The organism is Ruegeria sp. YKSE079 (genome assembly GCF_059612845.1).
Map to the genome: position 1 here is coordinate 121,873 of NZ_JBXWRJ010000009.1, position 23,535 is coordinate 145,407.

Consider the following 23,535-nt stretch of genomic DNA (forward strand, 5'->3'; position numbering starts at 1 on the left):
ATGCGCTGGACAGCAGTGGCATTGTTGGTCTGGGTGGTATTCAACATGCCCGCTCAGGCTGATGAAACAGCGATGGCGATCGGCGACGCGGGACGGGGCGAGCGGCTGTTCCTCCAGAAATGCGGAAGCTGCCACCAAGTGGGTGAAAACGCCGAGCAAGATGCCGAAGAAGGCACCGCCCGCACCTGAACAACGTTTTTTGATCGCATTATCGCCCACTTCGATGATTTCACTTATTCCGAAGGCAACTATCGCGCACGCCGCGATTGTATGGTTCAGGGAAAAGCATGCGTCATCGTGGTCGGCGGTGGTGCCGGTGGGGCAACCACCGCGTGTTATATCGCCAAAGATTCCACGGATGCCATAGCCGTGACCCTTTCAGGAGGCGGAACGCTGAGTTGTGACCGGCCGGTCCTGTCGCCCGGGACCGGTTTCGTCGGTGGTTCTGTCGAAGGCTGGGACCTGACCGCGCAGAATATCTGTGTTCTGGGTGACGCGTGCGCGCAATGTGACATGCGCAAATCCGGGTTTTCCGCCAATTCGCAGGCTAAAGTCGCGGCCATGGCTGTTCGCGCGGCGCTTACGGGTTGAAAGCCGTTCCTGGTGAAGTTCTCGAACACCTGCTGGTCGCTAATCGATACCAATGATGGGGTCAAGGTTGGCGCGACTTATGAGGCGACCGAAGAGAAATCACAAAGGACGACGGCTTTATCAGTCAGACCGGAGAAGGGGCGGAACTGCGGCGGGCGACATACGAGGAAAGCGTTGGCTGGTACGCAGGTATCACCGCGGATATGTTTGGCTAGGTCACGAACCTACGACCACGCCTTGCGGAAGGAATGCGGCGGCGCACCGTATTTGGCGCGAAACTGTCGCGACAGGTGACTGGTATTGGCAAAACCGGTAGCTGCTGCAATTTCGGCCACCGTCATGTTAGTTTCGTTGAGGTATGTAAATGCCCGGGACAGGCGCAGATCAAGATAATAGGCCATCGGCCCCTGCTGTAGATACCGCTTGAACAACCGTTCCAACTGGCGTCTCGATATGCCGAGCCGCTCGCTCAGTTCGATGCTTGAAAGAGGATCTTCAGACTCCTTTTCCATCAACTGGATCGCCTTGAGAAGCGCAGGGTTTCGGCTGCCGATGATTACGGATTGTGCCGATCGCTGCGGTGATCGGTTTCCAGATCGCATGTGAATGCACATGTCCGCGACCATGATCGCCAGTTCCACCCCATGACGCTGTTCGATCAGGGCCAGCATCATGTCAATGGCCGAGTTTCCTCCACCACACGTGGTGATGCGCCCATCAACTTCGAATATATTCGGCGTCGGTGTCAGGTTTGGAAACGCTTCGACGAAACCGGGCTGGTTTTCCCAATGCAGAGTGAATCTCCGTCCCTCAAGCAACCCTGACTTCGCCAACGCAAATGCACCCGTGCAAATTCCGCCCAGCGACCGGCCAAACCGGTATTCCTTGCGCAGCCAATTCAGGACTGCTGGCGAGTAGCTCCGTTCCGGCTCGACCCCGGCGCAGACAAACCCCAGCGCGTCAGAAGGTAGTGGTTCCAGTACTTTGTCCGGTGTAATCCGCAACCCGTTGGAACAGGTTATCGGCTCGCCGGTTTCTGTCATTGTGTGCCATGTATAAAGCTGTTTCTTGGTCAGTTGATTAGCGATGCGCAACGGTTCGATTGCTGCAGCCAAGGCAAGCATCGTGGTGCGCGGAAGCAGCAGAAAGCAGAACTTTTGCGGAGGCCCATCAAAAGCAAGTTTGAGATTGGCGGACGCTCCTTTCTGAATAAAAGGATCTCGTGACATGATTTCGACACCGGTTTTGGCGACATCAGATCGGTCTGCGCCGCGATTGTGTGACGTGACGTCGTTTGGGCTTCTCTAAACTGGTAACTCGAATGCCGATCGTCAACGTTGCGACGTCTTGCAACAGAGTTGCGACAGACATCGAAACATCCGAAACGCAGGAATTCTATCTGCGGGCCTTGCGGCCCCTCAGAGGCGGCACTAAGACTCGTGTAATCCTTTGTCGGGTACGGTCCCGATCCAATCGCAAAGAGCAGGCAGGTTTCTATGTTCGATCCAGTTGACACCTACATGAACACCCTCGTCCCCATGGTCGTCGAGCAAACCAGCCGCGGCGAGCGGGCCTATGACATCTTTTCTCGCCTGCTCAAGGAGCGGATCATTTTTATCAATGGCCCCATCCATGACGGCATGAGTCATCTGGTGGTGGCGCAATTGCTTCATCTTGAAGCGGAAAACCCGAACAAAGAGATCTCGATCTACATCAATTCTCCCGGCGGCGTTGTGACCAGTGGTTTGTCCATTTACGATACAATGCAGTATATCAAACCGAAATGTTCAACATTGGTCATCGGTCAGGCCGCTTCGATGGGGTCGGTTCTGCTGGCTGGCGGGGAGAAGGGAATGCGGTTCTCGCTGCCCAATAGCCGCATCATGGTACATCAGCCATCGGGCGGATATCAAGGACAGGCTAGTGACATCATGATCCATGCCGCCGAGACGCAAAAACTCAAAGACAGGCTTTATGACATTTACGTAAAGCACACCGGACAAACCAAAAAAGCGGTTGAAAAGGCGCTGGACCGCGACAATTTCATGTCGCCGGAAGAAGCCAAAGAATGGGGGCACATCGACGAAATCGTCGAAAACCGTGCCAAGGCAGGCGATGACGAAGCCTGACACGGCATTTCGCCAAACCTCAGGCCATCAGCGGCGCGGGGTGGCAATTTGAGATTGTAGCGGTCGGTGTGCTGGCCTAAGCTGGGTACACACGCAGCAGAGCGCCGCCCTTGGACAGGGTGGCAAAGACGGAGCCCGAAAGGTAAATCATGGCGACGAATTCAGGCGGTGACGGCAAAAACACGCTTTACTGCAGCTTCTGCGGCAAAAGCCAGCACGAGGTGCGCAAACTGATCGCAGGACCGACCGTGTTCATCTGTGATGAGTGTGTCGAACTCTGCATGGACATCATCCGCGAGGAAACAAAAGCAAGCGGCCTGAAATCCACCGACGGTGTGCCAACACCAAAGGATATCTGTGAAGTCCTGGATGACTATGTAATCGGACAAACCACTGCCAAACGCGTGCTGTCGGTCGCGGTTCACAATCATTACAAGCGTTTGAACCACGCTCAGAAGTCGGGCGGGGATATCGAGTTGGCAAAATCCAACATCCTCCTGATTGGTCCGACGGGTTGTGGCAAAACGCTGTTGGCTCAAACGTTGGCGCGCATTCTGGATGTGCCCTTCACTATGGCCGACGCCACAACGCTGACCGAGGCCGGTTATGTAGGTGAGGACGTCGAGAACATCATTCTCAAGCTGTTGCAGGCATCCGAGTACAATGTCGAGCGCGCGCAGCGCGGCATCGTCTATATCGATGAGGTCGACAAGATCACCCGCAAGTCCGAAAACCCCTCGATTACACGCGACGTGTCGGGCGAGGGTGTTCAGCAGGCATTGCTGAAGCTGATGGAGGGCACTGTGGCCTCCGTTCCGCCGCAGGGCGGGCGCAAGCATCCGCAACAGGAATTCCTGCAAGTGGATACGACCAACATCCTGTTCATCTGCGGCGGCGCATTTGCTGGTCTTGACCGGATCATTGCGCAGCGTGGCAAGGGGTCCGCGATGGGGTTCGGTGCCGATGTGCGTGACAATGATGAGCGCGGTGTAGGCGAGATATTTAAGGATCTGGAGCCCGAAGACCTGCTGAAATTCGGACTGATTCCGGAATTTGTCGGTCGCCTCCCGGTTCTTGCGACACTGGAAGATCTGGACGAAGATGCTCTGGTGACAATCCTCACTCAACCCAAGAACGCATTGGTCAAGCAATACCAACGCCTGTTCGAACTGGAAGCTGCCGAGCTTGATTTCACCGATGACGCGCTCAAGGCCATCGCCAAACGGGCAATCCAGCGCAAGACCGGCGCGCGCGGGCTGCGCTCGATCCTCGAAGACATCCTGCTGGACACCATGTTTGAACTGCCGGGCATGAAAAATGTGACAAAGGTCGTGGTGAACGAAGAGGCCGTGACCTCCGACGCGCAGCCGCTGATCATCTATGCAGACGCGGGTAAGGAATCGGCCTCTGCCGGTTGATCTGCCGGATACAACAGCTTCAACGGCGCGGATTGATCCGCGCCGTTTTCTTGTGAGGTAATCGAAGTGATCAAACGCATTTCATCCGGGGGCGAGTTCGAAGCGAAAGTCGGTTATTGCCGCGCGGTGGTGGCGGGCGGCTTTATTCATGTGGCTGGCACGGTTGGGCAGGGTGAGACGATTGTCGAACAATGCCGATCGGCGTTGGGCATCATTGAAAAGGCGCTCGCCGAGGGGGGAGCCACCTTCGATAACGTTGTACGCGTGACCTACATGCTGTCCGACCGTCACGAGTTCGCGCCGTGTTGGCCCATTCTGGCGGAAACGTTTGGCGAAAATCCGCCAGCTGCGACCATGATCGAATGTGGGTTGATCGACCCGAAATACCGTATCGAAATTGAAGTCACCGCAGTTCTGCCGGAATGAGGTTTGCGGCCTTTGTCGCACTGGACCTTGGCGCGCCTTTGGTCCATACCTGCCAAGGACAAAATTCCGGAGGCAGCCGATGGGAATCCTGAATACTCTTCTGAAAGCCGTAACATGGTGGAACGGTGCGACCCTGAACACGCAAATCTATACTGCGCGCAAGGGCGTCAAGGTTGGCGAGGATGACCAGGGCAACGTGTTTTATCGCAATGCCGATGACAGCAAGCGCTGGGTGATCTTCAACGGCGAGGCCGAGGCCAGCCGGATCGACCCGAATTGGCACGGCTGGCTGCACCGGACCTGGGACGAGCCGCCGACCGACAAGCCACTTGCACACAAATCCTGGGAAAAACCGCACCAGGAAAACATGACCGGTTCGGCACTGGCCTATGCGCCGGCCGGTTCGCTTCGCCGTCCCGATCCGATCAAACGCAGCGACTATGAGGCGTGGAGCCCGGAATAGGAAGAGGCAGAGCAATGTCTAGCCACAACATGACCGAAGTCGTGGTCGGCGGGGTCGTACTGGCCTTTGCGGTCGCATTCGGTGTCTATGCCAGCCAGTCGGCGGGGCTGTCGCAAAACCGCTCCGGTTACGAGTTGGGCGCATCCTTCCGTTCGCTCGAAGGAGTGACCGTTGGCACCGATGTCCGCTTGGCCGGGGTCAAGATCGGTACCGTAACGGATGTGGTGCTGAACCCGGAAAGCTATCGCGCGGATACGCTTTTTTCTGTCGCCGACGGCATTCAAATCCCCGACGACAGTGCGGTTGTGATTTCCTCCGAAGGGCTGTTGGGGGGCAACTTTGTCGAGGTGATGCCTGGCGGCTCGCCATTTTTCTTTGAACCGGGCGACGAAGTCGAGGACACGCAAGGCGCGGTCAGCCTGATTTCCCTGCTCGTCAAATTCGTCGCCGGAGATGGGAGCAGTTCCGAGTGATCCGTGCGACTGCCCTAATCCTTGCCTTTTCATGCTGCGGCGGAGCACTGACGCAGGAAGCGGTAACCTCTGGTACCGGTGCCATTTTACGCGGCTTGGACAAGGTAAACGGTCAGACTATCGACGTGAAAGTGGCGTCAGGTGAAACGACGCCGGTTTTTGGATTGGAAGTCGCGCTTGGCGATTGCCGGTATCCTCCGGACAATCCCACGGGCGACGCTTTCGCCTATCTCACCATATGGGAACAGGAGAAATCCGACGAGTTGTTCGATGGTTGGATGATTGCAACGTCACCCGCATTGAACGCGCTGGATCATGCGCGTTACGATGTCTGGGTTATCCGTTGTATGACCCCCTGAGGGGTCTGCTCGATCTCGGCGGCAAAGTTAGCTTTGCCCTCAATCGCTTCCTTCAGTTCGCGTCGGTATTGCGCGCGCGGAACTTCGATTGCCCCGAGCGAGGCAAGATGGGCGGTCAGGAACTGAGTGTCAAACAGTTTGTAACCCGTCTGTCGCAGACGATCGACCAGATAGGCCAGTGCAATTTTTGATGCGTCTTCGCGGCGAGAAAACATGCTTTCACCAAAAAAAGCTGCTCCGAGAACCACGCCATAGACACCGCCCATCAGCCGCTCATCCTGCCACACTTCGACCGAGTGGGCATGGCCGCGTTGAAACAACGATTGGTAGAGGTGCCTCAGTTCGGCGTTGATCCAGGTTTCTGCCCGATCTGCGCAACCCTCGATCACACCTTGAAAGTCCTGATTGATGGTGACCCGATAGTCCGCCCGACGGATGCGACGTGCGAGTGAGCGTGAGATGTGAAACCCGTCCAGCGGGAATACACCGCGGTGCTGCGGATCGACCCAGAACAGTTCCGGGTCGTCGCGATGTTCGGCCATCGGAAAAATTCCGATGGAATAGCCATGCAACAAAAGTTCTGGCGACAGGCTCATGACGGATGCCCCAAGGTCGGACGAGTCGCCCGACCTGTTTTGCTATTGGGCCAAATTCTCCGCAAGCCAGTGTTCCAGCCAGTGGATGTTATAGTCGCCGCTGTGGATGTCCGGCTCCTGCAGCAGGGCGTGGAACAGGGGAACGGTCGTGTCCACACCGTCCACGATCAGTTCGCCCAGAGCGCGTTGAAGACGGGCCAGAGCTTCGTCCCGGTCACGCCCCTGTACGATCAGTTTGCCAATCAGCGAGTCGTAGTAGGGTGGGATCGAATACCCGTTATAAAGCGCCGAATCCATCCGCACACCCAGACCGCCGGGGGCGTGATAGGCTGTGATCTTGCCCGGACAGGGCGAGAAATTCGGTAATTTTTCGGCATTGATCCGCACTTCGATGGCGTGGCCATTGATCTTCAGATCGTTCTGGCCAAACGACATCGGTTCTCCTGCCGCAACAAGGATCTGTTCGCGCACCAGATCGACCCCAAAGATGCCTTCAGTAACGGGATGTTCGACCTGAAGGCGGGTGTTCATCTCGATGAAGTAGAACTCGCCCTTTTCATAGAGAAACTCGATGGTACCTGCGCCGATATAATTAATCTTGGCCACGGCGTCCGCGCAGACTTTGCCGATCCTCGTGCGTTCTTGCGGCGAGATACAAGGGCCGGGGGCCTCTTCAAAAACTTTCTGGTGGCGACGTTGCAGTGAGCAGTCTCGTTCGGCCAGATGAACCGCGTTGCCCTTGCCGTCGCCAAAGACCTGAATTTCGATATGGCGCGGCGTGGTCAGGTATTTTTCGATATAGACTTCGTCATTGCCAAAAGCGGCCTTGCCTTCGGCCCGCGCGGTCAGGAATGCGCTTTCCATTTCAGCGGCGGTCTTCGCCACTTTCATGCCGCGCCCGCCGCCGCCAGCGGTAGCCTTGATAATGACCGGATACCCGATCTCTTCACCGATCCTTTTCGCAGTCTCCAGGTCGGGAACGCCACCATCCGAACCGGGCACGCAGGGCACACCCAAGGCCTTCATCGTGTCCTTGGCGGTGATTTTGTCGCCCATGATCCGGATATGTTCGGCGGTGGGGCCGATAAATGTGATACCGTGATCTTCGACGATCTGAACGAAATCCGCGTTTTCAGATAGAAAGCCGTATCCGGGGTGGATTGCCTGAGCGCCGGTAATCTCGCAGGCCGAGATGATGGCGGGCATTGACAGATAGCTTTTCGGACTGGGGGGCGGGCCAATACAGACGGATTCGTCGGCCATACGCACATGCATTGCATCGCTGTCGGCGGTGGAATGCACGGCGACCGTCGCAATCCCCATCTCGCGCGCGGCGCGGATCACGCGCAGGGCGATCTCGCCTCGGTTGGCAATCAGGATTTTGTCAAACATCCCGCACCCTTACTCGACAATGACCAGGGGCGTGCCGAACTCGACTGCATCGCCATCGCCCACGAGTATGCGCTTGACGGTTCCAGACTTGGGAGCGTGGATGTGGTTCATGGTCTTCATGGCTTCGACGATCAGAAGAGTATCGCCCTCGGATACACTGGCCCCAACAGACACGAAAGGTGCCGCCCCGGGCTCGGCTTGCAGATAAACAGTTCCGACCATGGGCGAGGTCACCGCGCCGGGGTGGCTGGCCGGGTCTTCGGCGGGCGCCGGTGCCGCGGCAGATGTGGCGGCCGGTACCGCAACAGGTGCTGCTGCCGGAGCGTGCGAGGGTGCCGCGATCTGAACCGGCGCGGCCACGGTCTGTGTAACGCGGCTGACGCGAACATTCAGGCTGTCCTCTTCGCCGTATTCACGCTTGACCTGTAGCTCGGTCAGATCGTTTTCACGCAGCAACTCGGCCAGAGCCTTGATGAACGCCACGTCCGCTTCGTGTTTGTTGTCTGTCATGAGTGTCCTCGACGGTTCCCCTTTGGCCCGTCTGTTCTTGCGGGCTCTGGTAAATTACCCGGCGTTATAGGCCATGAAATCAGCCATGAAAAGCGCCGTATGGGCCGATAGATGGGGGAAAACCTCAAAGAATACCAGTGGCCGAGGGCCTCAAAGAGGCATGCCAGACATCTTCGCGACCAGTTCCGGCAATTTGCGCGCACCAAATTTCTCCAAAAGTCGCGCTCGGTGCGCCTCGATAGTGCGATAGCTGAGTCCAAGTTCAGCGCCAATTTCCTTGGCGGACAGGCCACGGCAGGACAAGATCGCAACTTCGCGCTCTCGGGTGGTTAATTCCACGATCGGGCGCTCTTCGGATATGTCAGAAAAACTCCAGATACTGTGACGGAACGGATCATCCGGGGTCAACGAGCGACCACGTGCGCGGCACCAGAACAGATCGCCATTGCGCCTACGCATGACACGTTCGTCAGTATAATAACCGGTTTCCTTCATCACCTGCAGGCCACGTGCGCCGATCCTTTCCCAATCGGCAACCGACGGATACAGGTGCAGCAGTGGCATGTTACGATATTGTTCTTCCCCGCCGCCAAACATGCGGGCAAACTGCAGATTGCAGCGCCGGATGACCCGGTTTTCCAATTCGACCAGGCCGATCGGGGCATATTCAAAGGCGGCGTCGCTCATGTATTCATGGTGACGGGTATTTCTACGGAATTGAAGCGAAAAGGTTTGGATGACTAGGATTTTGCAACTATCGGAATGGGCAAGCGGCGAGATCACGGCGAAAACACCGCAGCCGATCGCCTTCGGGTTCGGTGATGTTGTGGGAGGGTGGGAATGAATATTGGTCTTTGGCTTGCGCGCCAGGCACAAATTAGCGGATCGCGGCCAGCACTTTATCTGGGGCGGGACAGGGTGGCCAGCTATCAGGAGTTTCATGACCGCGCAGCACGATTGGCGGGCTGGTTGCTGAGTCAGGGGATCAGGCCTGGTGACCGGGTTGCGATCTTTATGAAGAATTGTCCGGACTACCTGATTGCCAAATACGCGATCTGGTATGCCGGTGCGGCGGCCGTGCCGGTCAATGCCAAACTGCATGGGCGTGAGGTGGCTTATATCCTGGGAAATTCCGGTACCGGCATTACGTTCACCTCTCCCGGTCTGACCGAGGCTTTGCTGGAGGCAGATGTGCAAGGCCGTGTCATCGATATTTCCAGTGCGGATTATTCATCGGCGATGGAACACGAGCCGATTGCCGAGGTGGCACATCGCTCGCCGCATGATTTGGCCTGGTTGTTTTACACCTCGGGAACCACAGGTAAGCCCAAGGGGGTGATGATCACGCACCGCATGCTGATGGCCGTTTCGCTGACCTACAGGGCCGATGTCGACAAGGTTTCAGGGAAAGATGCCATCCTCTATGCCGCCCCGATGAGTCATGGCGCGGGTCTTTACAGCATGGTGCATGTGCTTGCCGGCGCGCGCCACGTTTGCCCCGGATCAGGCGGGTTTGACGAGGCGGAAATCTTTGACCTCGCCCGTCATTTTGATCGAATCCAGTTGTTTGCCGCGCCGACGATGGTCAAACGCATGACCGACGTCGCGAAAAGCATGGGGGAAACAGGAACCGGACTACGAACCATCGTCTATGCGGGCGGGCCTATGTATCTGGCCGACATCACTGAAGCTGTCGCGCATTTCGGGCCGGTCTTCGTACAGATCTACGGTCAGGGGGAATGCCCGATGGGGATCACCGCGCTGTCGCGGGACAACGTGACGGACCGTACCCATTTCCGTTGGAAAGAACGGCTGGCCAGCGTCGGGCGTGCGCAATCGACTGTCGAAGTATGCATCGGCGATGCGGATGGCAATGCGCTGCCGCCTGGAAGTCATGGCGAGATCATGGTTCGCGGCGATGTTGTTATGCCGGGTTATTGGCAAAACCCCGAGGCCACTGCAAAGACGCTCGTGAATGGTTGGCTGCTTACCGGCGACATGGGTTACATGGACGAAGACGGGTATGTCACGCTTCAGGATCGATCCAAGGACCTGATCATTTCGGGCGGCTCGAACGTCTATCCAAGAGAGGTCGAAGAAGTGATGCTGTCTCACCCCAAGGTCTCCGAAGCGTCGGTGGTCGGACGGTCGCATCCGGATTGGGGCGAAGAAGTCGTCGCCTTCATCGTGGGCGATGCTCATCCGGACGAGTTGGACCTTCTATGCCGTGACAACATCGCGCGGTTCAAGCGGCCGAAGGCCTATTACTCTCTCAGCGAACTGCCCAAGAACAATTATGGCAAAGTCCTGAAAACCGAGCTGCGCAAGCTTTTGGAGCAGATGGCGAAGTCAAATTAATAAAAACTCCTCAAAAACAAGGCGCGCTTTAAAGTAAAAAAATGCCGGTTCAATGTGAACCGGCACCCAAGTTGGTCCACACGGCCAACCGGCCATGCGACGGGGAGAATTGATCAGATAGCCAGATATTCGGCACGCAGTTCCTCGTTCTCCAGAACTTCTGACGCGGTGCCGTCGAATACGATCCCACCGGTGTCGAGAATGACGGCCCGGTCGGCCAGTTCCAGCGCGCGGACAGCGTTCTGTTCGACGATGATGGTGGTCATGCCCTGTTCCTTGATGTGGATGAGTGTCTTTTCGATCTCGTCTACGATCACTGGGGCTAACCCTTCATAGGGTTCATCTAGAAGCAGCACTTTGATGTCTCGGGCAAGAGCGCGGGCGATCGCCAGCATTTGCTGTTCACCACCGGACAGGGTTACGCCTTCCTGTTTGCGGCGTTCGCCGAGACGGGGGAACAGTTCATACAGGCGATCCAGAGACCAGCCGATCGGAGGGGCGATCTGGGCCAGTTGCAGGTTTTCCTCGACCGTGAGGCCAGGAATGATACGACGGTCTTCGGGCACAAGTCCCAAACCGGCGGCTGCGGCCTCATAGCTGGTCATCCGATGCAGCGGCTTGTGATCCAACCAGATCTCGCCATGGCGAACTTCGGGATCGCCGACACGCGCGATCGAGCGCAAAGTTGACGTCTTGCCAGCGCCGTTCCGGCCCAGCAGCGCTAGAATTTCACCTTCGTGAACGTTAAAGCTGACGCCCTGAACGATATAGCTTTCGCCGTAGTACGAGTGCATGTCCCAGACCGACAGAAATGCCGGGGCTGTCTGCGCCACGTTGGCGTTTTTGGAGAAATCGGGTTTGACGTTCATATCTGATCCTCCTTACGCCGACTCGCCCAGATAGGCTTCGCGTACCTTGGGGTTGCCACGGATGTTCTGCGGGTCGTCCTCGACCAATGGTGTGCCCTGTGCCAGAACGGTAATCCGGTCGGCCAGGCTAAAAACCACATGCATGTCGTGTTCTATAATGGCGATGGTGATGTCGCGCTCGTCCTTGATTTGCTTGAGCAGGTCGATGGTGTTGTTGGTGTCGGCACGCGCCATCCCGGCGGTGGGTTCGTCCAGCAACAGCAGCCGCGGTTTCTGACTGAGGCACATGGCGATTTCCAGTCGGCGCTTGTCACCGCGCGACAGCGAGGCCGAATGCATGTGGCGCTTGTCGGCCATGCCCATTTCTTCCAGCATCTCTTCGGCCTGCTTGATGACCTCACGCTCGTTAGCGACAGTTTCATAAGCGTGCAGGCGGAAGGCTCCGTCGCGCATGGCGAAGATCGGGATCAGCATGTTCTCCATCACCGAAAGATCGCCAAAGATCTCGGGTGTCTGAAACACGCGGCTGATGCCCATCTGGTTGATTTCGAACGGCGCCCGACCCAAGACCGATTGGCCATCGAACATGACCGATCCTGTGTCCGGGATCAGCTTGCCGACCAGGCAGTTTAGCAGGGTCGATTTTCCGGCTCCGTTCGGCCCGATGATCGCGTGGACGGTGTTTTCCTTGACACTGAGGTTCACGTCGCTCAGCGCCTGAAGGCCGCCGAACCGTTTGCCCACGTTCTTGACTTCGAGAATACCCATCTTTCCGTCTCCTTATTCCGCGGGTTCGGTCTTGCGTGCGGTCTTGTCGTCAGACCCCGAGCGCTTGCCGCGCACCCAGTTCAACAAACGTTGACCGCCTTCGACGAGGCCACCCGGCAGGAAGATAACCACAAGCATGAACAGGATGCCCAGTGTCAGGTGCCAACCCTTGCCAATGAAAGGATGTACGATGAAGACCATGAAATCCTCCATTCCGTCCGGCAGAAAGCTGAACCAGCCGTGCAGAATGTTGTCGTTGATCTTCGAAAAGATGTTCTCGAAATACTTGATGAAACCTGCGCCCAGAACCGGACCGATCAGGGTGCCGGTGCCGCCGAGAATGGTCATCAGCACCACCTCGCCCGAGGCGGTCCATTGCATCCGCTCGGCGCCGGCTAGTGGGTCCATCGCCGCCATCAGGCCGCCGGCCAGACCGGCATACATTCCCGAGATCACGAATGCCGCCAGTGTATAGGGGCGCGAGTTCAGCCCGGTATAGTTCATCCGCTGCTGGTTGGATTTCACGGCACGCAACATGATGCCGAAGGGCGAACGGAAGATGCGGATTGCCAGATAGAAGACAATGATCATGATGACGGCGCAAAGGTAGTAGCCGTTGTTGAACGTAAAGGTCCAACCTCCAATGCTTGGCTCCCAGAAGCTGTCGCGCATTGCGATACCAAAAAAATGCGGGACATCGGGCAGGCTGTCGCGGTGGAACATCTGAGGGTCGTTGGCATAGACCTGCAGTCCGGTTTCGCCATTGGTCAGGTTGAACTTCGGGTTCGACAGAACCGAATAGGCCAGCGCAAAACTCATCTGTGCAAAGGCCAGCGTCAGGATCGAGAAATAGATCCCAGACCGGCGCAGGCTGACAAAGCCGATCAGCAGCGAGAACAGACCTGCGATAATCACACTCAACGCGATTGCCGGAACCACGTTATAAGTGAACAGCTTGAACACCCAGACTGCCGAATAGGATCCGATACCCAGGAACGCGGCGTGCCCAAACGACAAATATCCGGTCAGTCCAAACAGGATGTTGAAACCAATTGCGAAAATGCCGAAGATGACGAACCGCTGCATCAAGTCCGGGTAACCCGCGTTGAACTGCGCCATGGCGCTGCCAGACGGGAAGGGGTTCAGGATCAGTGGCGCAAACAAAGCGAGGATGGCCACGATGATCAGAAGGGTGGTATCTTTCTTGTCCAGACCCAGCATGGTTTAGTCCTCCATCACGCCTTTGCGGCCCATCAGACCCCGCGGACGGGTGAGCAGAATTATGATTGCGACCAGATAGATGATGATCTGGTTGATGCCGGGTATCGTGGTGGTGGCCCAGGTGGTCGACGCAAAGCTTTCCAGAATGCCCAGCAGGAACCCGGCCAATACGGCGCCTGGCAGCGATCCCATGCCACCGACCACGACCACAACGAAGCTGAGCACCAGAAAATCCATGCCCATGTGGTAGTTCGGTGGATTGAGTGGCCCGTACATTACCCCGGCCAGTCCTGCGACGGCGGCGGCGACGCCAAACATAATCGTGAACCGCCGGTCGATGTTGATGCCCAGCAATCCGACGGTTTCACGGTCTGCCATACCGGCCCGGACGACCATGCCGAATGTAGTGAACTGAAGAAAACAGAAGACCCCGGCGATGATCAGTGCAGCGAAGCAGAAATAGATCAGCCGCCAGATCGGGTAGATGATGGCGTTAGGATCGAACCCGATCATCACACCAAGATCCAGCGAGCCGCGCAACGCATCGGGCGGCGGTGTCTGGATCGGATTAGCGCCGAAGAAATACTTGATGATCTCCTGCAGGACGATGGCCAGACCGAATGTCACAAGTATCTGATCGGCATGGGGGCGCTTGTAGAAGTGTTTGATCAAGCCCCGCTCCATGGCGTAGCCGACAAACAACATGATCGGGATCGTGAACAGCACGGCCAGGGGAACGGACCAGTCGATGATCGACGCGCCAACTTCCGGGCCGAACCAGCCCTCGACATAAGGGACCTTGACCTTGAGAGGATTGCCCAAGAAGTCCTTTTGGGTCTCGTCGACCATTTCATAGGACAGGCCCAGCAGCCTTTGCAAGGTAACAGCACAGAAGGCGCCGATCATGAACAACGCGCCATGTGCGAAATTTACGACCCCCAGCGTGCCGAAGATCAGCGTAAGGCCCAGAGCGATCAGAGCATATGCCGATCCCTTGTCCAGCCCATTGAGAATTTGCAGAAGGAATGCGTCCATCGTTACCCACCGTCGTTTGGGTCTTGCCGCTTTCACCCATCCGTTTCAGGGGGCGTCAGGGCGCGTCCGAATTTGAAAAGGGCGCGAAACCCGGACCCTGTTTCAGGGTCCGGGTAGAAAGTCGCTTATGCGCCGTCGTTGCACTCGCCCAGAGTTGCCTCGGCACCACCAAACATCGGATGGTCCGGTGCATAGGTGACTTGATCGACCGGTGTGATTTCAACGATTTCCAGCGTGTCGTAGGCGTTGGAGGGGTTTGCCGCTCCGCGCACGACCAGAACGTCCTTGAAGCACTGGTGGTCTTCGGCACGATACAGCGTCTTCCCGTTGCCCAGCCCGTCGAACTCGAAGCCTTCGAGCGCTTCGCCCACGCCACAGGGGTTGAATGTTCCGGCGCGTTCGCAGGCATCAGCATAGAGAAGAACCTGCGCATAACAGGTCTGCGCCGAGTTGGACGGCGGTTTGCCGTACTTTTCACCGAACGACTTGACAAACGCCTTCGAACCTTCGTTGTCCAGCTGCCAGTTGTAGTTCATCGAACCCAGAACGCCCTTGATGTTGTCGCCAGCACCTGCGGCCATCAGTTCCGAATACAGCGGAACAACGATCTTGAAATCCTTGCCGTTGGCAATTTTGTCAAGCAGGCCGAACTGGATGGCGTTGGTCAGCGAGTTGACCATGTTGCCGCCATAATGATTCAGAACAAGTACGTCCGCGCCCGAATTCAGAACCGGCGCGATATAGGACGAAAAGTCCGTTGCCGCCAGCGGGGTTAGCACGTTGTTGACGGTTTCCCAGCCCATCGCTTCGGTTGCGGCTGCAATCGATTCCTGCTGGGTCCAGCCCCAGGTGTAGTCGGCAGTCAGGTGATAGGCGCGGCGGTCGGCGCCGTATTCTTTTGCCAGCACAGGTGCGAGCGCCGCACCGGACATATAGGCGTTGAAGAAGTGACGGAAGCCGTTCTTCTTGCGGTCCTTGCCGGTAGTATCGTTTGAGTGGGTCAGACCAGCCATGAACATGACGCCGGCGTCCTGACACAGGCCCTGCACAGCGACGGCCACGCCCGAGGACGATCCGCCGTTGATCATGATGGCTCCGTCCTTTTCAATCATCGACTTGGCCGAAGCACGCGCGGCATCCGATTTGGTCTGGGTATCACCGGTAACGAATGCGACTTTCTTGCCAAGGATGCCGTTGCCCTGCAGCGCCTTCGACGTGAAGGTATTAAGACATCCGCCGTCTCCTTCGCCATTCAGATGTTCGACGGCAAGCTGTTGTGCCAAAAGCTCGTCATTACCTTCGTCGGCGTAAGGACCGGTTTGCGGCACGTTAAAACCAAGCGTCACGGTTCCGCCGGTCGGTTCATTCGTGAATGCTGATGCGGACGACGCGGTAAAGATCGTCGGCAGGGCGACACCGGCACCGGCAACGGCACCCGATTTCAGCACGCCACGACGCGTAACGGATTTATTGGACATTCATTCCTCCCATTTCCCTGTATGCGCCCCTTGGCTCCTCTTCCGCAGGGCGCGGGCACGGTATGTGCAAAGCGAGTATGGAGGAAATATGGAAAATCACGCAATAAACCCTTTTAATTGCTGCATAATTCTGAAAATATATCAACACAATATGCGTGATAATTGTAAAGTATCTTATGTCGCGTTGCAGAAAGTCGTTGAAAATGCGCAATAAAGGAAAGCAATAACCAATGGCCCGGGACACTTTGACTGGCAGCCGAATTCGCGAGCGACGGCAGATTGTTGGCCTGCGCCAAGCCGAGCTGGCCCGCGATGTGGGGATTTCAGCTTCTTATCTCAACTTGATCGAGCACAACCGGCGCAGAATCGGCGGAAAGCTCTTGGTTAATATTGCTTCGGTTCTGGGCGTGGAGCCATCGATGTTGACTGAAGGCGCCGAGGCTGCGTTGATAGCGGCTCTGCGCGAAGCGGCAGCGGATGCAGTGAACCAAAAGGCCGAGACAGATCGCGCAGATGAGTTTGCCGGGCGTTTTCCCGGCTGGGCCAGCGTCATGTCTCAGATGCACAGGCGGATCAAATCTCTTGAGCGCACCGTCGAGACATTGTCTGATCGGTTGACACACGATCCTCGGCTTGCTGCGTCATTGCACGAGGTTCTCTCGACCGCGGCCGCAATTAGATCGACAGCGGCCATTCTAGCTGAGCCCGGCGAGTTGGAGGCGGAATGGCGCGATCGCTTCCACAAAAACCTCAATCAGGACGCCGAACGCCTCGCTGGCAGCTCCAAGGCGTTGGTCAACTACCTAGACGAAAGCGAATCGTCCGAGGATCACCGGGGCGTTCCGCTGGAACAGGTTGAAGCCTTTTTCGTCGAGAACGGTCATCATTTTCCGGTAATCGAGACAGGCGGGGAGGTGAGTGATGTCGCGCTTGATGCATTGCCGTCCGGAGCAGCTCGAGCGATCGGGCGTGACATGCTGAGAACTTATGCCGCCGACGCCCTGGCCATGCCGCTCGACGAACTACGTCAGGCTTTGGAGGCAGGTGATCCCGATCCACTTGCTCTGATGCGCCGCTTCGATACCGATCTGCCAACGGTTCTCAGGAGGTTGGGGTGCTTACCAGAGGATGTATTGCCCAGGCCCACAGGGCTGGTGATCTGCGACGCCTCGGGTAGCATCCTGTTTCGCAAACCGGTGTCCGGCTTCGCCTTGCCACGCCACGGGGAATCCTGTCCGCTCTGGCCTTTGTTTGTTGCTTTGAATCGACCGTTGGTCCCAGTGCACCGCAGGGTGTCACAACTCGGCCGGACGGCAGCTGAATTCGAGTGTTTTGCTGTCGCCTGGCCGCGGGAAATAACGGCTTTCGGTCAAGACCCGGTGTATCATTCGGTTATGCTGATCCTGTCCCGGGATCGCTCGGAGCACCAAACCAGCGAGACATTGCCGGTCGGGAGCAGTTGCAGAGTTTGCCCACACCCGACCTGTAACGCCCGTCGCGAACCTTCGATTTTGAGCGAAGGTTTTTGACAGTTCGGTGAACGCAGGGATAGTCTGTTTATACACAATGAGCGGCATTGCCGCCGAAAGGCAAGACGGGGGAGGACGCGCAAGAATGAGCCGCAAGGTTCTGCTTATAGAGGATGAACCCAACATTACCGAGGCGATCCGTTTTTTGCTGACCCGAGAAGGTTGGCAGGTACAAACCCATGCCGAAGGCTCCGACGCGGTCGAAGTCATCAAAAACGCGAACCCGGATCTGGTGATACTCGACGTGATGCTGCCCGGCAAAAGCGGCATGGACATCCTGCGTGATCTGCGGGAGGAGGCCGATTTGGAAAATCTGCCGGTACTGATGCTGACCGCTAGAGGTCAAAGTCGAGATAGGGAAATGGCGGAAAAAGCTGGGGTGAGCCGTTTCATGACCAAACCATTTTCCAATACCGAGGTGGTGACTGCTGTTCGCGACCTGCACGCACAGGCGTCTCGGACATGACGGGCGGGTCCGAGCCCGAATCCGGCAATACGGTGGCGCCGCCACCGGTATTTCTTGAACGGCAAAGCTATCGCCGACGCAGGCTGTCTGACGCGGCCCGGCTGCTGCCCATTTTAGGTGCTGGTCTGTTTGCCATTCCGCTGCTCTGGCCATCGGGCACCTCCGATACGGAAACCGTGCCGACCTCTTCCGCGATCTCGTATGTGTTTCTTTGTTGGGCGGGACTGATAGCCCTTAGCTTCGGCTTCGGTATTGCGGCGCGGCGATTGTCAGTGCGAGAGGGCCAGGACGGAGACGAAGGTTGATGGCGACGCTCAACCTGTTGATCTTGGTGTGCCTAGGCTATGTTGTACTGTTGTTCGGCGTGGCCTTTGCCGCCGACCGGTTGGCCGCTACGGGTCGCAGCACCTGGCTGCGCTCGCCCTTGGTCTACACCTTGTCCCTGTCCATCTACTGCACTGCCTGGACCTTCTATGGCGCGGTCGGATATGCGGCGCGTTCCGGGCTGGAGTTCGTCACCATCTATCTTGGGCCTACGCTGGTCATGGTCGGGTGGTGGTGGGGACTGCGAAAGCTTGTTCGCGTTGGGCGCAGCCAGCGGGTGACCTCTATTGCCGACCTGATTTCGTCCCGTTACGGCAAATCCAATACCCTCGCGATCTGCGTGACCATTCTGGCGGTTCTGGGCGTGACGCCCTACATCTCCCTGCAACTCCAGTCGATCACTCTGTCATTCAGCATTTTTGCCGAGAACGATCCGTCCAGTATCTATCGCGAAGGATCGAGTGTGTTCTGGGTGGCCGCAGGTCTGGCCGTATTCGCCATTCTGTTTGGCACCCGCAATCTGGATGCAAATGAACGTCACCATGGTGTGGTGACCGCAGTTGCCATCGAGGCGATCGTCAAACTAATCGCGCTACTTGCTGTCGGCATCTTTGTTGTCTGGAGGATCGGCGGCGGAATTGGGCCGATCATGGCGCGGATTGACGCGTCGGAAATCGGGCAGTGGCAGGTCAACCACGGGCGTTGGGCCGCGATCACCTTTCTGTCCGCCGCCGCTTTTGTGTGTCTGCCGCGAATGTTCCAGGTGATGGTTGTCGAAAACGATGACGAACGACACTTGCGTGTAGCAGCTTGGGCTTTTCCACTTTACCTGCTGCTGATGAGCCTGTTCGTGGTGCCGATCGCGGTTGTTGGGCTGGACCTGATGCCGGAAGGCGCCAACCCGGATCTTTTCGTTCTCACCATTCCGCTGGCGCAGGGAAACGACGCTTTGGCGATGTTGTCCTTCCTCGGTGGGTTTTCATCCGCAACATCCATGGTCATCGTCGCCGCAATGGCGCTTTCGACAATGGTTTCGAACCATATCGTCATGCCGATCTGGCTGAGCGCGCAGGGCGTACGCGCCTCGGTGTCCGGGGATGTTCGCAGCATCGTCCTGTTTTCGCGCCGGGTTTCGATTGCGGTCATCATGGCGCTGGGGTTCTTCTATCACCAGATGTCCGGTGGAGGCGCAGCGTTGGCCTCGATCGGTCTGATCGCCTTTGCAGGCATCGCCCAGATTCTGCCAGCACTGGTTGGCGGCCTGTTCTGGCGCGGAGCGACCCGTACCGGAGCCCTGATTGGGTTGACCGTCGGTTTCGTTCTGTGGACCTACACCCTGTTGCTGCCGGATATGAGCGGTTGGATCGTGTCTGAGCGCTTGTTGACCGAAGGGCCGTTCGGATTTGGCTGGTTGCGACCCCGCGCCCTCTTCGGGATCGAAGGAATCGATCCGATGGTTCACTCGGTGATGTGGTCTTTGACGCTGAACACTGCAGCCTTTTGCGCGGCATCGCTTGCGAGCTTTCCCAGCCCTTTGGAGAGGTTGCAAGGGGCGCAATTCGTCAATGTCTTCGAACATTCCGCCGGTCCGCGTGGGTGGACCGGGTCGGTGGCGCAAAGCGAGGATCTGATGATCATGTCCCAGCGGATACTTGGCAGTTCCGAAGCGCATGATTTCTTTCACGCAGAGGCAGAACGTCAGGGCGGTCGCGGCTATCTACCAGAGCCGACACCAGCCTTTTTGGAACGGCTTGAGCGGGAGTTGAGCGGTTCCGTGGGCGCGGCCACGGCTCATGCCATGATCGGGCAGATTGTGGGCGGGTCGTCCGTCTCGGTCGAAGACCTTCTGGCGGTGGCCGATGAATCCGCTCAACTTCTTGAGTATTCCAGTCAGCTCGAGGCGAAATCGGCCGAGTTGACCAGAACCGCGCGCAAGCTGCGAGAAGCAAACGAAAAGCTGACCCAGATTTCCTTGCAGAAAGATGCCTTCCTGAGCCAGGTCAGCCATGAGTTGCGCACCCCTATGACCTCGATTCGCGCGTTTTCTGAAATTATGCGCGATACAGAGGGCCTGACCGCCCATGAGCGCGCGAAGTATGCGACGATCATCCATGACGAAGCGCTGCGGCTGACCCGGTTGTTGGATGACCTGCTGGACCTGAGCGTTCTTGAGAACGGCCAGGTCAACCTGAACATGGGTGATGGAAGCCTTCATGACGTCATGGACCGTGCCGTTTCTACGGCGCTTACTGGAACGGAGCGGGCTGTTCGCGTACGCCGCAACCGAAGTGCTGAACATATCTACCTTCATACGGACTTGGACCGGCTGAAACAGGTTTTTATCAACCTGATCGCCAATGCCCAGAAGTATTGCGATGCAGCGGAACCGGTTCTGACGATTTCGGTTCATGATGTTGGCGGGCAGGTGGTTGTTGATTTCGTGGATAACGGAAGTGGTATTCCGGCTCGGGCGCAAGCCATGGTGTTCGAGAAGTTTGCTCGGGTCGGGTCGGACAAGGCCGGTGGAGCCGGGCTGGGGTTGGCGATCTGCCGAGAGATCATGCAGCGCCTGAACGGCGAAGTGAGTTATCTTGCCGGGCAGGGGGGCGGCGCGTTTCGGGTAAGTTTGCCGCTGACCCACAAACAGGCTGCGCAGTAACTGCGTCGGTAAAGACATTCGTAACCGTCGCTGGGATACACCAGAAAACTGAAGTGTCCCTTGCAACAGAATCCGGAAAATGGTGACCGGTAAGAACCCCAAGACAGCGCTGGCGCGCAAACTCGACAGTCGTTTTCAGGTCGATGACAAACCTCGTTCGCTTTTGCGGGCAATTCGGCTTGCGTTGGCCAGATCTGCGGACGATCTATTAAAGCTGCCGCTGGCGGTCATTGGTGCCACACAGCGCCTGTGCTCACACGATGCGCTGCCGCAGGCGATTGAAGAAGGACGCCTGTTCCTTCTGTTTGCATCGCAGACTGAAGTTCTTGCCGCGGCTTGTCTTGACCGGCACTGCGTCGCATCGATCATTCAGCAGCAAACGTTGGGGCAGCTTTCCAAGGGTGACGCCGAAGCGCGGCCCTACACTGGCACCGACGCCGCCATGTCCGCGCCGCTGATCGAAGGGACGCTGTCGCGGGTGGTCGGGTTGGTTGATGCCCCGGTTGAACGTGCGCGCGTCGCGGGGTTTGAATTCCTGTCATCTTTGCCTGACCGGCGCAGCTTACTTCTGGCGCTGGAAATGGAAAACTATTGCGTCATCGACCTAACCGTCGACATCGCCGGTGGAAAGCGGCAGGGCAAGGTGCAGCTTGTTCTGCCGGAAGTGGATAAAGAAGAGGTTGTGGTCGATGGCGTTGGGGCGGAAACTGAGGGCCGACTGGAACGTGCAGCCGAGGTCATTGTTGCCGATCTGAATGCGGTGATTGGTCAGTTGCGATTGCCGCTTGTGGTGTTTTCGTCTCTGACAGCAGGGGATTTTCTGCCGCTGCACGGATTGCGCCTTGACCGGACTGAGCTGCAGACGATCGACCAAAAGAAAGTCGCAGTAGGCCGGTTGGGTCAGCGCGACGGAATGCGCGCGGTGCGCCTGAATGAAACCGGCACCGAAAACCGGGCTGTTCTTCCTGCGGCCCGCACTTTCGAGAAGCACAACGTTTCTCCTGCTGCGGAAAACGCATCGCGCACCGACTTGGACGCGCCAGCAATCGAGCATGATGGGATTGCAAAGGAGGTCAACACGCCTGCGAAAACAGAACCGAATTCAGGAAACGGGATTTCAGGGGCAATCTGAGAAAGCTATTACGTCAGCGACGTCGTCCGGCTTCTTCACACAATTGTTGCAGTGTCGGCCGCAGGCCATCCAGCTGATATCCTGCTTCCTGCGTTTTTGCCAGAATCTCATCGGGGTCCATCACACCGCATTGCCCCAATGCCCAGACCACCGAACATCTTGTGCCAGAGGCACAATAGGCCAGAACCGGCCCCGTCTCACTTTCCGCCAGTTCCATCTGGCGCGCCACGTTTTCCGGCGTCATCGTCTGATGCGTCAGTTCGAGAACCTCGAACTCCATTCCAGCCTGACGCACCGCTGCGCCAATTGCATCGGCCTGCTGTTGGGGCGGAACCTCGATATTTGGGCGGTTGCAGATGACCTTGGAAAAACCGGCCGCTGCTATCGCCGGAACATCTTCGACCGAGATTTGAGGCGAAACGGAATAGCGGGGGGTGATCTGTCGAATCTGCATGCAGCTTCCTTATGCGGCGGTCGCGAATCTGTCCAGTTGTGCGCCAACTTTAGGAGCCACCATCATTCCTGCAATCATTGATGCAAGGAAAATCGCACCGCCAATCCCGCCATAGGTAATTGAGGCCAGCGCTGGCCCGGGGCACAGGCCAGCCAAACCCCACCCCATTCCGAACATAATCGATCCAGTCACCAGCCGGTGATCGACTTCCACCTGCGGCGGGGCAGGAAAGTCACCGCCAAGGATTGGCTTGCGGTGGGCTGCAATCCGCCACGCGATGGCCATGGGGATAAGCGCGCCACCCATCACAAAAGCCAGGGTCGGGTCCCAGTCGCCGAAAACGTCAAGCCACCCCTGAACCTTGGTGGTGTCCGTCATGCCGGACACGAACAGTCCCGCGCCGAACAGTGCGCCCGCAATCAATGCGAATACAAAACGCATCAGATCACTCCTATCAGGTGACGAAAGAAAACGAGGGTTAGCCCACCTGCAATGATGTAGAAAACGGTGGCCACGATGCCCCGCAGGGAAAGTCGCGATATACCGCAAACGCCATGACCCGAAGTGCAACCGTTGGCAATGCGCGTGCCGACGCCCACTAGCAATCCTGCGGCAATTACGATTGTAACGCTATTGGTTAGATGGGTGTCGATCTTGACAGTGTACATTGGCCACAACGCCAAGGGAGCAACTATCACTCCCAGAATGAATGCCAGGCGTTCGAGGGTTGTTCGGCGTTCGCTGCCATCCACCAGCCCGCCAAGGATGCCGCTCGCCCCCATGATCCGGCCGTTTGCCAGCAAATAGACCGCACCGCCCGTGCCGATCAACACGCCGCCGACCAGTCCCCAGATCCAGTCCGTTTCCATAGGTTGATGTTCCCCT

Annotated in this window: 26 protein-coding genes and 1 pseudogene; 14 read left to right on the forward strand and 13 right to left on the reverse strand. The window is 57.4% G+C overall.

Translation table 11 applies throughout. The annotated features are described in order from the left end of the window. Together AC2FMY_RS10400 and AC2FMY_RS10405 are read left to right on the forward strand one after the other, a co-directional pair. Window positions 1–189 (forward strand): hypothetical protein, encoded by a 189-nt coding sequence (locus tag AC2FMY_RS10400; protein ID WP_496744589.1) that lies wholly within the window; start codon window positions 1–3, stop codon window positions 187–189. Window positions 190–474: 285 nt separating this feature from the next. Beyond that, window positions 475–806 (forward strand): annotated as a pseudogene (locus tag AC2FMY_RS10405) (FCSD flavin-binding domain-containing protein); the annotation flags it as partial. A gap of 9 nt (window positions 807–815) precedes the next feature. Here the strand turns inward: AC2FMY_RS10405 and AC2FMY_RS10410 are convergent. Beyond that, complete coding sequence (locus tag AC2FMY_RS10410; RefSeq protein ID WP_480749104.1) at window positions 816–1,820, reverse strand: GlxA family transcriptional regulator; 1,005 nt, start codon at window positions 1,818–1,820, stop codon at window positions 816–818. A gap of 267 nt (window positions 1,821–2,087) precedes the next feature. Between AC2FMY_RS10410 and AC2FMY_RS10415 the strand changes: the two genes are divergently transcribed. The 6 genes from AC2FMY_RS10415 (at window position 2,088) to AC2FMY_RS10440 (ending at window position 5,859) form a co-directional block, all read left to right on the forward strand. Then, window positions 2,088–2,720 carry an ATP-dependent Clp protease proteolytic subunit gene (locus AC2FMY_RS10415; RefSeq protein ID WP_480749105.1) on the forward strand — a complete coding sequence of 211 codons (633 nt, stop codon included), beginning with the start codon at window positions 2,088–2,090 and terminating at the stop codon, window positions 2,718–2,720. Window positions 2,721–2,869: 149 nt separating this feature from the next. Then, window positions 2,870–4,138 (forward strand): ATP-dependent Clp protease ATP-binding subunit ClpX, encoded by a 1,269-nt coding sequence (gene clpX / locus AC2FMY_RS10420; protein ID WP_480749106.1) that lies wholly within the window; start codon window positions 2,870–2,872, stop codon window positions 4,136–4,138. Window positions 4,139–4,204: 66 nt separating this feature from the next. Next, entirely contained in the window at window positions 4,205–4,564 is a 360-nt protein-coding gene (locus AC2FMY_RS10425; RefSeq protein WP_480749107.1) for a RidA family protein, read from the forward strand. Window positions 4,565–4,643: 79 nt separating this feature from the next. Then, on the forward strand, window positions 4,644–5,027 hold the full coding sequence (locus AC2FMY_RS10430) for an NADH:ubiquinone oxidoreductase subunit NDUFA12 (RefSeq protein ID WP_480749108.1): 384 nt from the start codon (window positions 4,644–4,646) through the stop codon (window positions 5,025–5,027). A 14-nt stretch (window positions 5,028–5,041) separates the two neighbouring features. After that, a complete protein-coding gene (gene mlaD, locus AC2FMY_RS10435; protein ID WP_496744594.1) occupies window positions 5,042–5,500 on the forward strand; it encodes an outer membrane lipid asymmetry maintenance protein MlaD in 459 nt (152 codons plus the stop codon). Next, complete coding sequence (locus AC2FMY_RS10440; protein WP_496744596.1) at window positions 5,497–5,859, forward strand: DUF2155 domain-containing protein; 363 nt, start codon at window positions 5,497–5,499, stop codon at window positions 5,857–5,859. Before mlaD ends, AC2FMY_RS10440 begins: the two co-directional genes overlap by 4 nt. Here AC2FMY_RS10440 and aat read toward each other — a convergent pair. From aat to AC2FMY_RS10460, 4 genes are all read right to left on the reverse strand, one after another. Continuing rightward, a complete protein-coding gene (gene aat, locus AC2FMY_RS10445) occupies window positions 5,823–6,455 on the reverse strand; it encodes a leucyl/phenylalanyl-tRNA--protein transferase (protein ID WP_480749111.1) in 633 nt (210 codons plus the stop codon). The genes AC2FMY_RS10440 and aat overlap by 37 nt on opposite strands. 42 nt (window positions 6,456–6,497) lie before the next feature. Then, entirely contained in the window at window positions 6,498–7,847 is a 1,350-nt protein-coding gene (gene accC / locus AC2FMY_RS10450; protein WP_496744598.1) for an acetyl-CoA carboxylase biotin carboxylase subunit, read from the reverse strand. A 9-nt stretch (window positions 7,848–7,856) separates the two neighbouring features. Then, window positions 7,857–8,357 carry an acetyl-CoA carboxylase biotin carboxyl carrier protein gene (gene accB, locus AC2FMY_RS10455; protein ID WP_496744600.1) on the reverse strand — a complete coding sequence of 167 codons (501 nt, stop codon included), beginning with the start codon at window positions 8,355–8,357 and terminating at the stop codon, window positions 7,857–7,859. A 150-nt stretch (window positions 8,358–8,507) separates the two neighbouring features. After that, window positions 8,508–9,044: a LuxR C-terminal-related transcriptional regulator gene (locus AC2FMY_RS10460; protein ID WP_480749115.1), complete on the reverse strand. Its 537-nt coding sequence runs from the start codon at window positions 9,042–9,044 to the stop codon at window positions 8,508–8,510. A gap of 153 nt (window positions 9,045–9,197) precedes the next feature. Between AC2FMY_RS10460 and AC2FMY_RS10465 the strand changes: the two genes are divergently transcribed. Further along, window positions 9,198–10,715 (forward strand): class I adenylate-forming enzyme family protein, encoded by a 1,518-nt coding sequence (locus AC2FMY_RS10465; RefSeq protein WP_480749116.1) that lies wholly within the window; start codon window positions 9,198–9,200, stop codon window positions 10,713–10,715. Window positions 10,716–10,828: 113 nt separating this feature from the next. On the opposite strand, the gene AC2FMY_RS10470 is transcribed toward AC2FMY_RS10465, so the two are convergent. The 5 genes from AC2FMY_RS10470 to AC2FMY_RS10490 form a co-directional block, all read right to left on the reverse strand. Next, entirely contained in the window at window positions 10,829–11,584 is a 756-nt protein-coding gene (locus AC2FMY_RS10470; RefSeq protein ID WP_480749117.1) for an ABC transporter ATP-binding protein, read from the reverse strand. A gap of 12 nt (window positions 11,585–11,596) precedes the next feature. After that, window positions 11,597–12,352: an ABC transporter ATP-binding protein gene (locus AC2FMY_RS10475; RefSeq protein WP_480749118.1), complete on the reverse strand. Its 756-nt coding sequence runs from the start codon at window positions 12,350–12,352 to the stop codon at window positions 11,597–11,599. A 12-nt stretch (window positions 12,353–12,364) separates the two neighbouring features. Continuing rightward, the gene (locus tag AC2FMY_RS10480; RefSeq protein ID WP_496744603.1) at window positions 12,365–13,573 is read right to left on the reverse strand and encodes a branched-chain amino acid ABC transporter permease; all 1,209 of its coding nucleotides are present in this window, start codon (window positions 13,571–13,573) and stop codon (window positions 12,365–12,367) included. 3 nt (window positions 13,574–13,576) lie between these two features. Further along, a complete protein-coding gene (locus AC2FMY_RS10485) occupies window positions 13,577–14,608 on the reverse strand; it encodes a branched-chain amino acid ABC transporter permease (protein WP_480749121.1) in 1,032 nt (343 codons plus the stop codon). 125 nt (window positions 14,609–14,733) lie between these two features. Further along, on the reverse strand, window positions 14,734–16,086 hold the full coding sequence (locus AC2FMY_RS10490) for a substrate-binding protein (protein ID WP_480749122.1): 1,353 nt from the start codon (window positions 16,084–16,086) through the stop codon (window positions 14,734–14,736). A 230-nt stretch (window positions 16,087–16,316) separates the two neighbouring features. Here AC2FMY_RS10490 and AC2FMY_RS10495 point away from each other — a divergent pair, with 230 nt between their 5' ends. From AC2FMY_RS10495 to AC2FMY_RS10515, 5 genes are all read left to right on the forward strand, one after another. Then, the gene (locus AC2FMY_RS10495; protein WP_480749123.1) at window positions 16,317–17,615 is read left to right on the forward strand and encodes a helix-turn-helix domain-containing protein; all 1,299 of its coding nucleotides are present in this window, start codon (window positions 16,317–16,319) and stop codon (window positions 17,613–17,615) included. An 85-nt stretch (window positions 17,616–17,700) separates the two neighbouring features. Further along, a complete protein-coding gene (locus tag AC2FMY_RS10500; protein WP_480749124.1) occupies window positions 17,701–18,081 on the forward strand; it encodes a response regulator transcription factor in 381 nt (126 codons plus the stop codon). Next, complete coding sequence (locus AC2FMY_RS10505; protein WP_480749125.1) at window positions 18,078–18,386, forward strand: hypothetical protein; 309 nt, start codon at window positions 18,078–18,080, stop codon at window positions 18,384–18,386. The genes AC2FMY_RS10500 and AC2FMY_RS10505 overlap by 4 nt, the downstream gene beginning before the upstream one ends. Then, window positions 18,386–21,064 (forward strand): ATP-binding protein, encoded by a 2,679-nt coding sequence (locus tag AC2FMY_RS10510; RefSeq protein WP_496744606.1) that lies wholly within the window; start codon window positions 18,386–18,388, stop codon window positions 21,062–21,064. The genes AC2FMY_RS10505 and AC2FMY_RS10510 overlap by 1 nt, the downstream gene beginning before the upstream one ends. A gap of 82 nt (window positions 21,065–21,146) precedes the next feature. Beyond that, window positions 21,147–22,196, forward strand: coding sequence for a FliM/FliN family flagellar motor C-terminal domain-containing protein (locus AC2FMY_RS10515; protein WP_496807354.1), 1,050 nt, complete (start codon window positions 21,147–21,149; stop codon window positions 22,194–22,196). A gap of 13 nt (window positions 22,197–22,209) precedes the next feature. Here AC2FMY_RS10515 and AC2FMY_RS10520 read toward each other — a convergent pair whose 3' ends face one another. From AC2FMY_RS10520 to AC2FMY_RS10530, 3 genes are read right to left on the reverse strand one after another with little or no spacing between them, the layout of a single operon-like run. Further along, the gene (locus AC2FMY_RS10520; protein ID WP_496744610.1) at window positions 22,210–22,650 is read right to left on the reverse strand and encodes a protein tyrosine phosphatase family protein; all 441 of its coding nucleotides are present in this window, start codon (window positions 22,648–22,650) and stop codon (window positions 22,210–22,212) included. A gap of 9 nt (window positions 22,651–22,659) precedes the next feature. Continuing rightward, window positions 22,660–23,091: a DUF6691 family protein gene (locus tag AC2FMY_RS10525; RefSeq protein ID WP_480749130.1), complete on the reverse strand. Its 432-nt coding sequence runs from the start codon at window positions 23,089–23,091 to the stop codon at window positions 22,660–22,662. Continuing rightward, complete coding sequence (locus AC2FMY_RS10530; protein WP_480749131.1) at window positions 23,091–23,519, reverse strand: YeeE/YedE family protein; 429 nt, start codon at window positions 23,517–23,519, stop codon at window positions 23,091–23,093. Before AC2FMY_RS10530 ends, AC2FMY_RS10525 begins: the two co-directional genes overlap by 1 nt. Window positions 23,520–23,535: the final 16 nt, after the last annotated feature.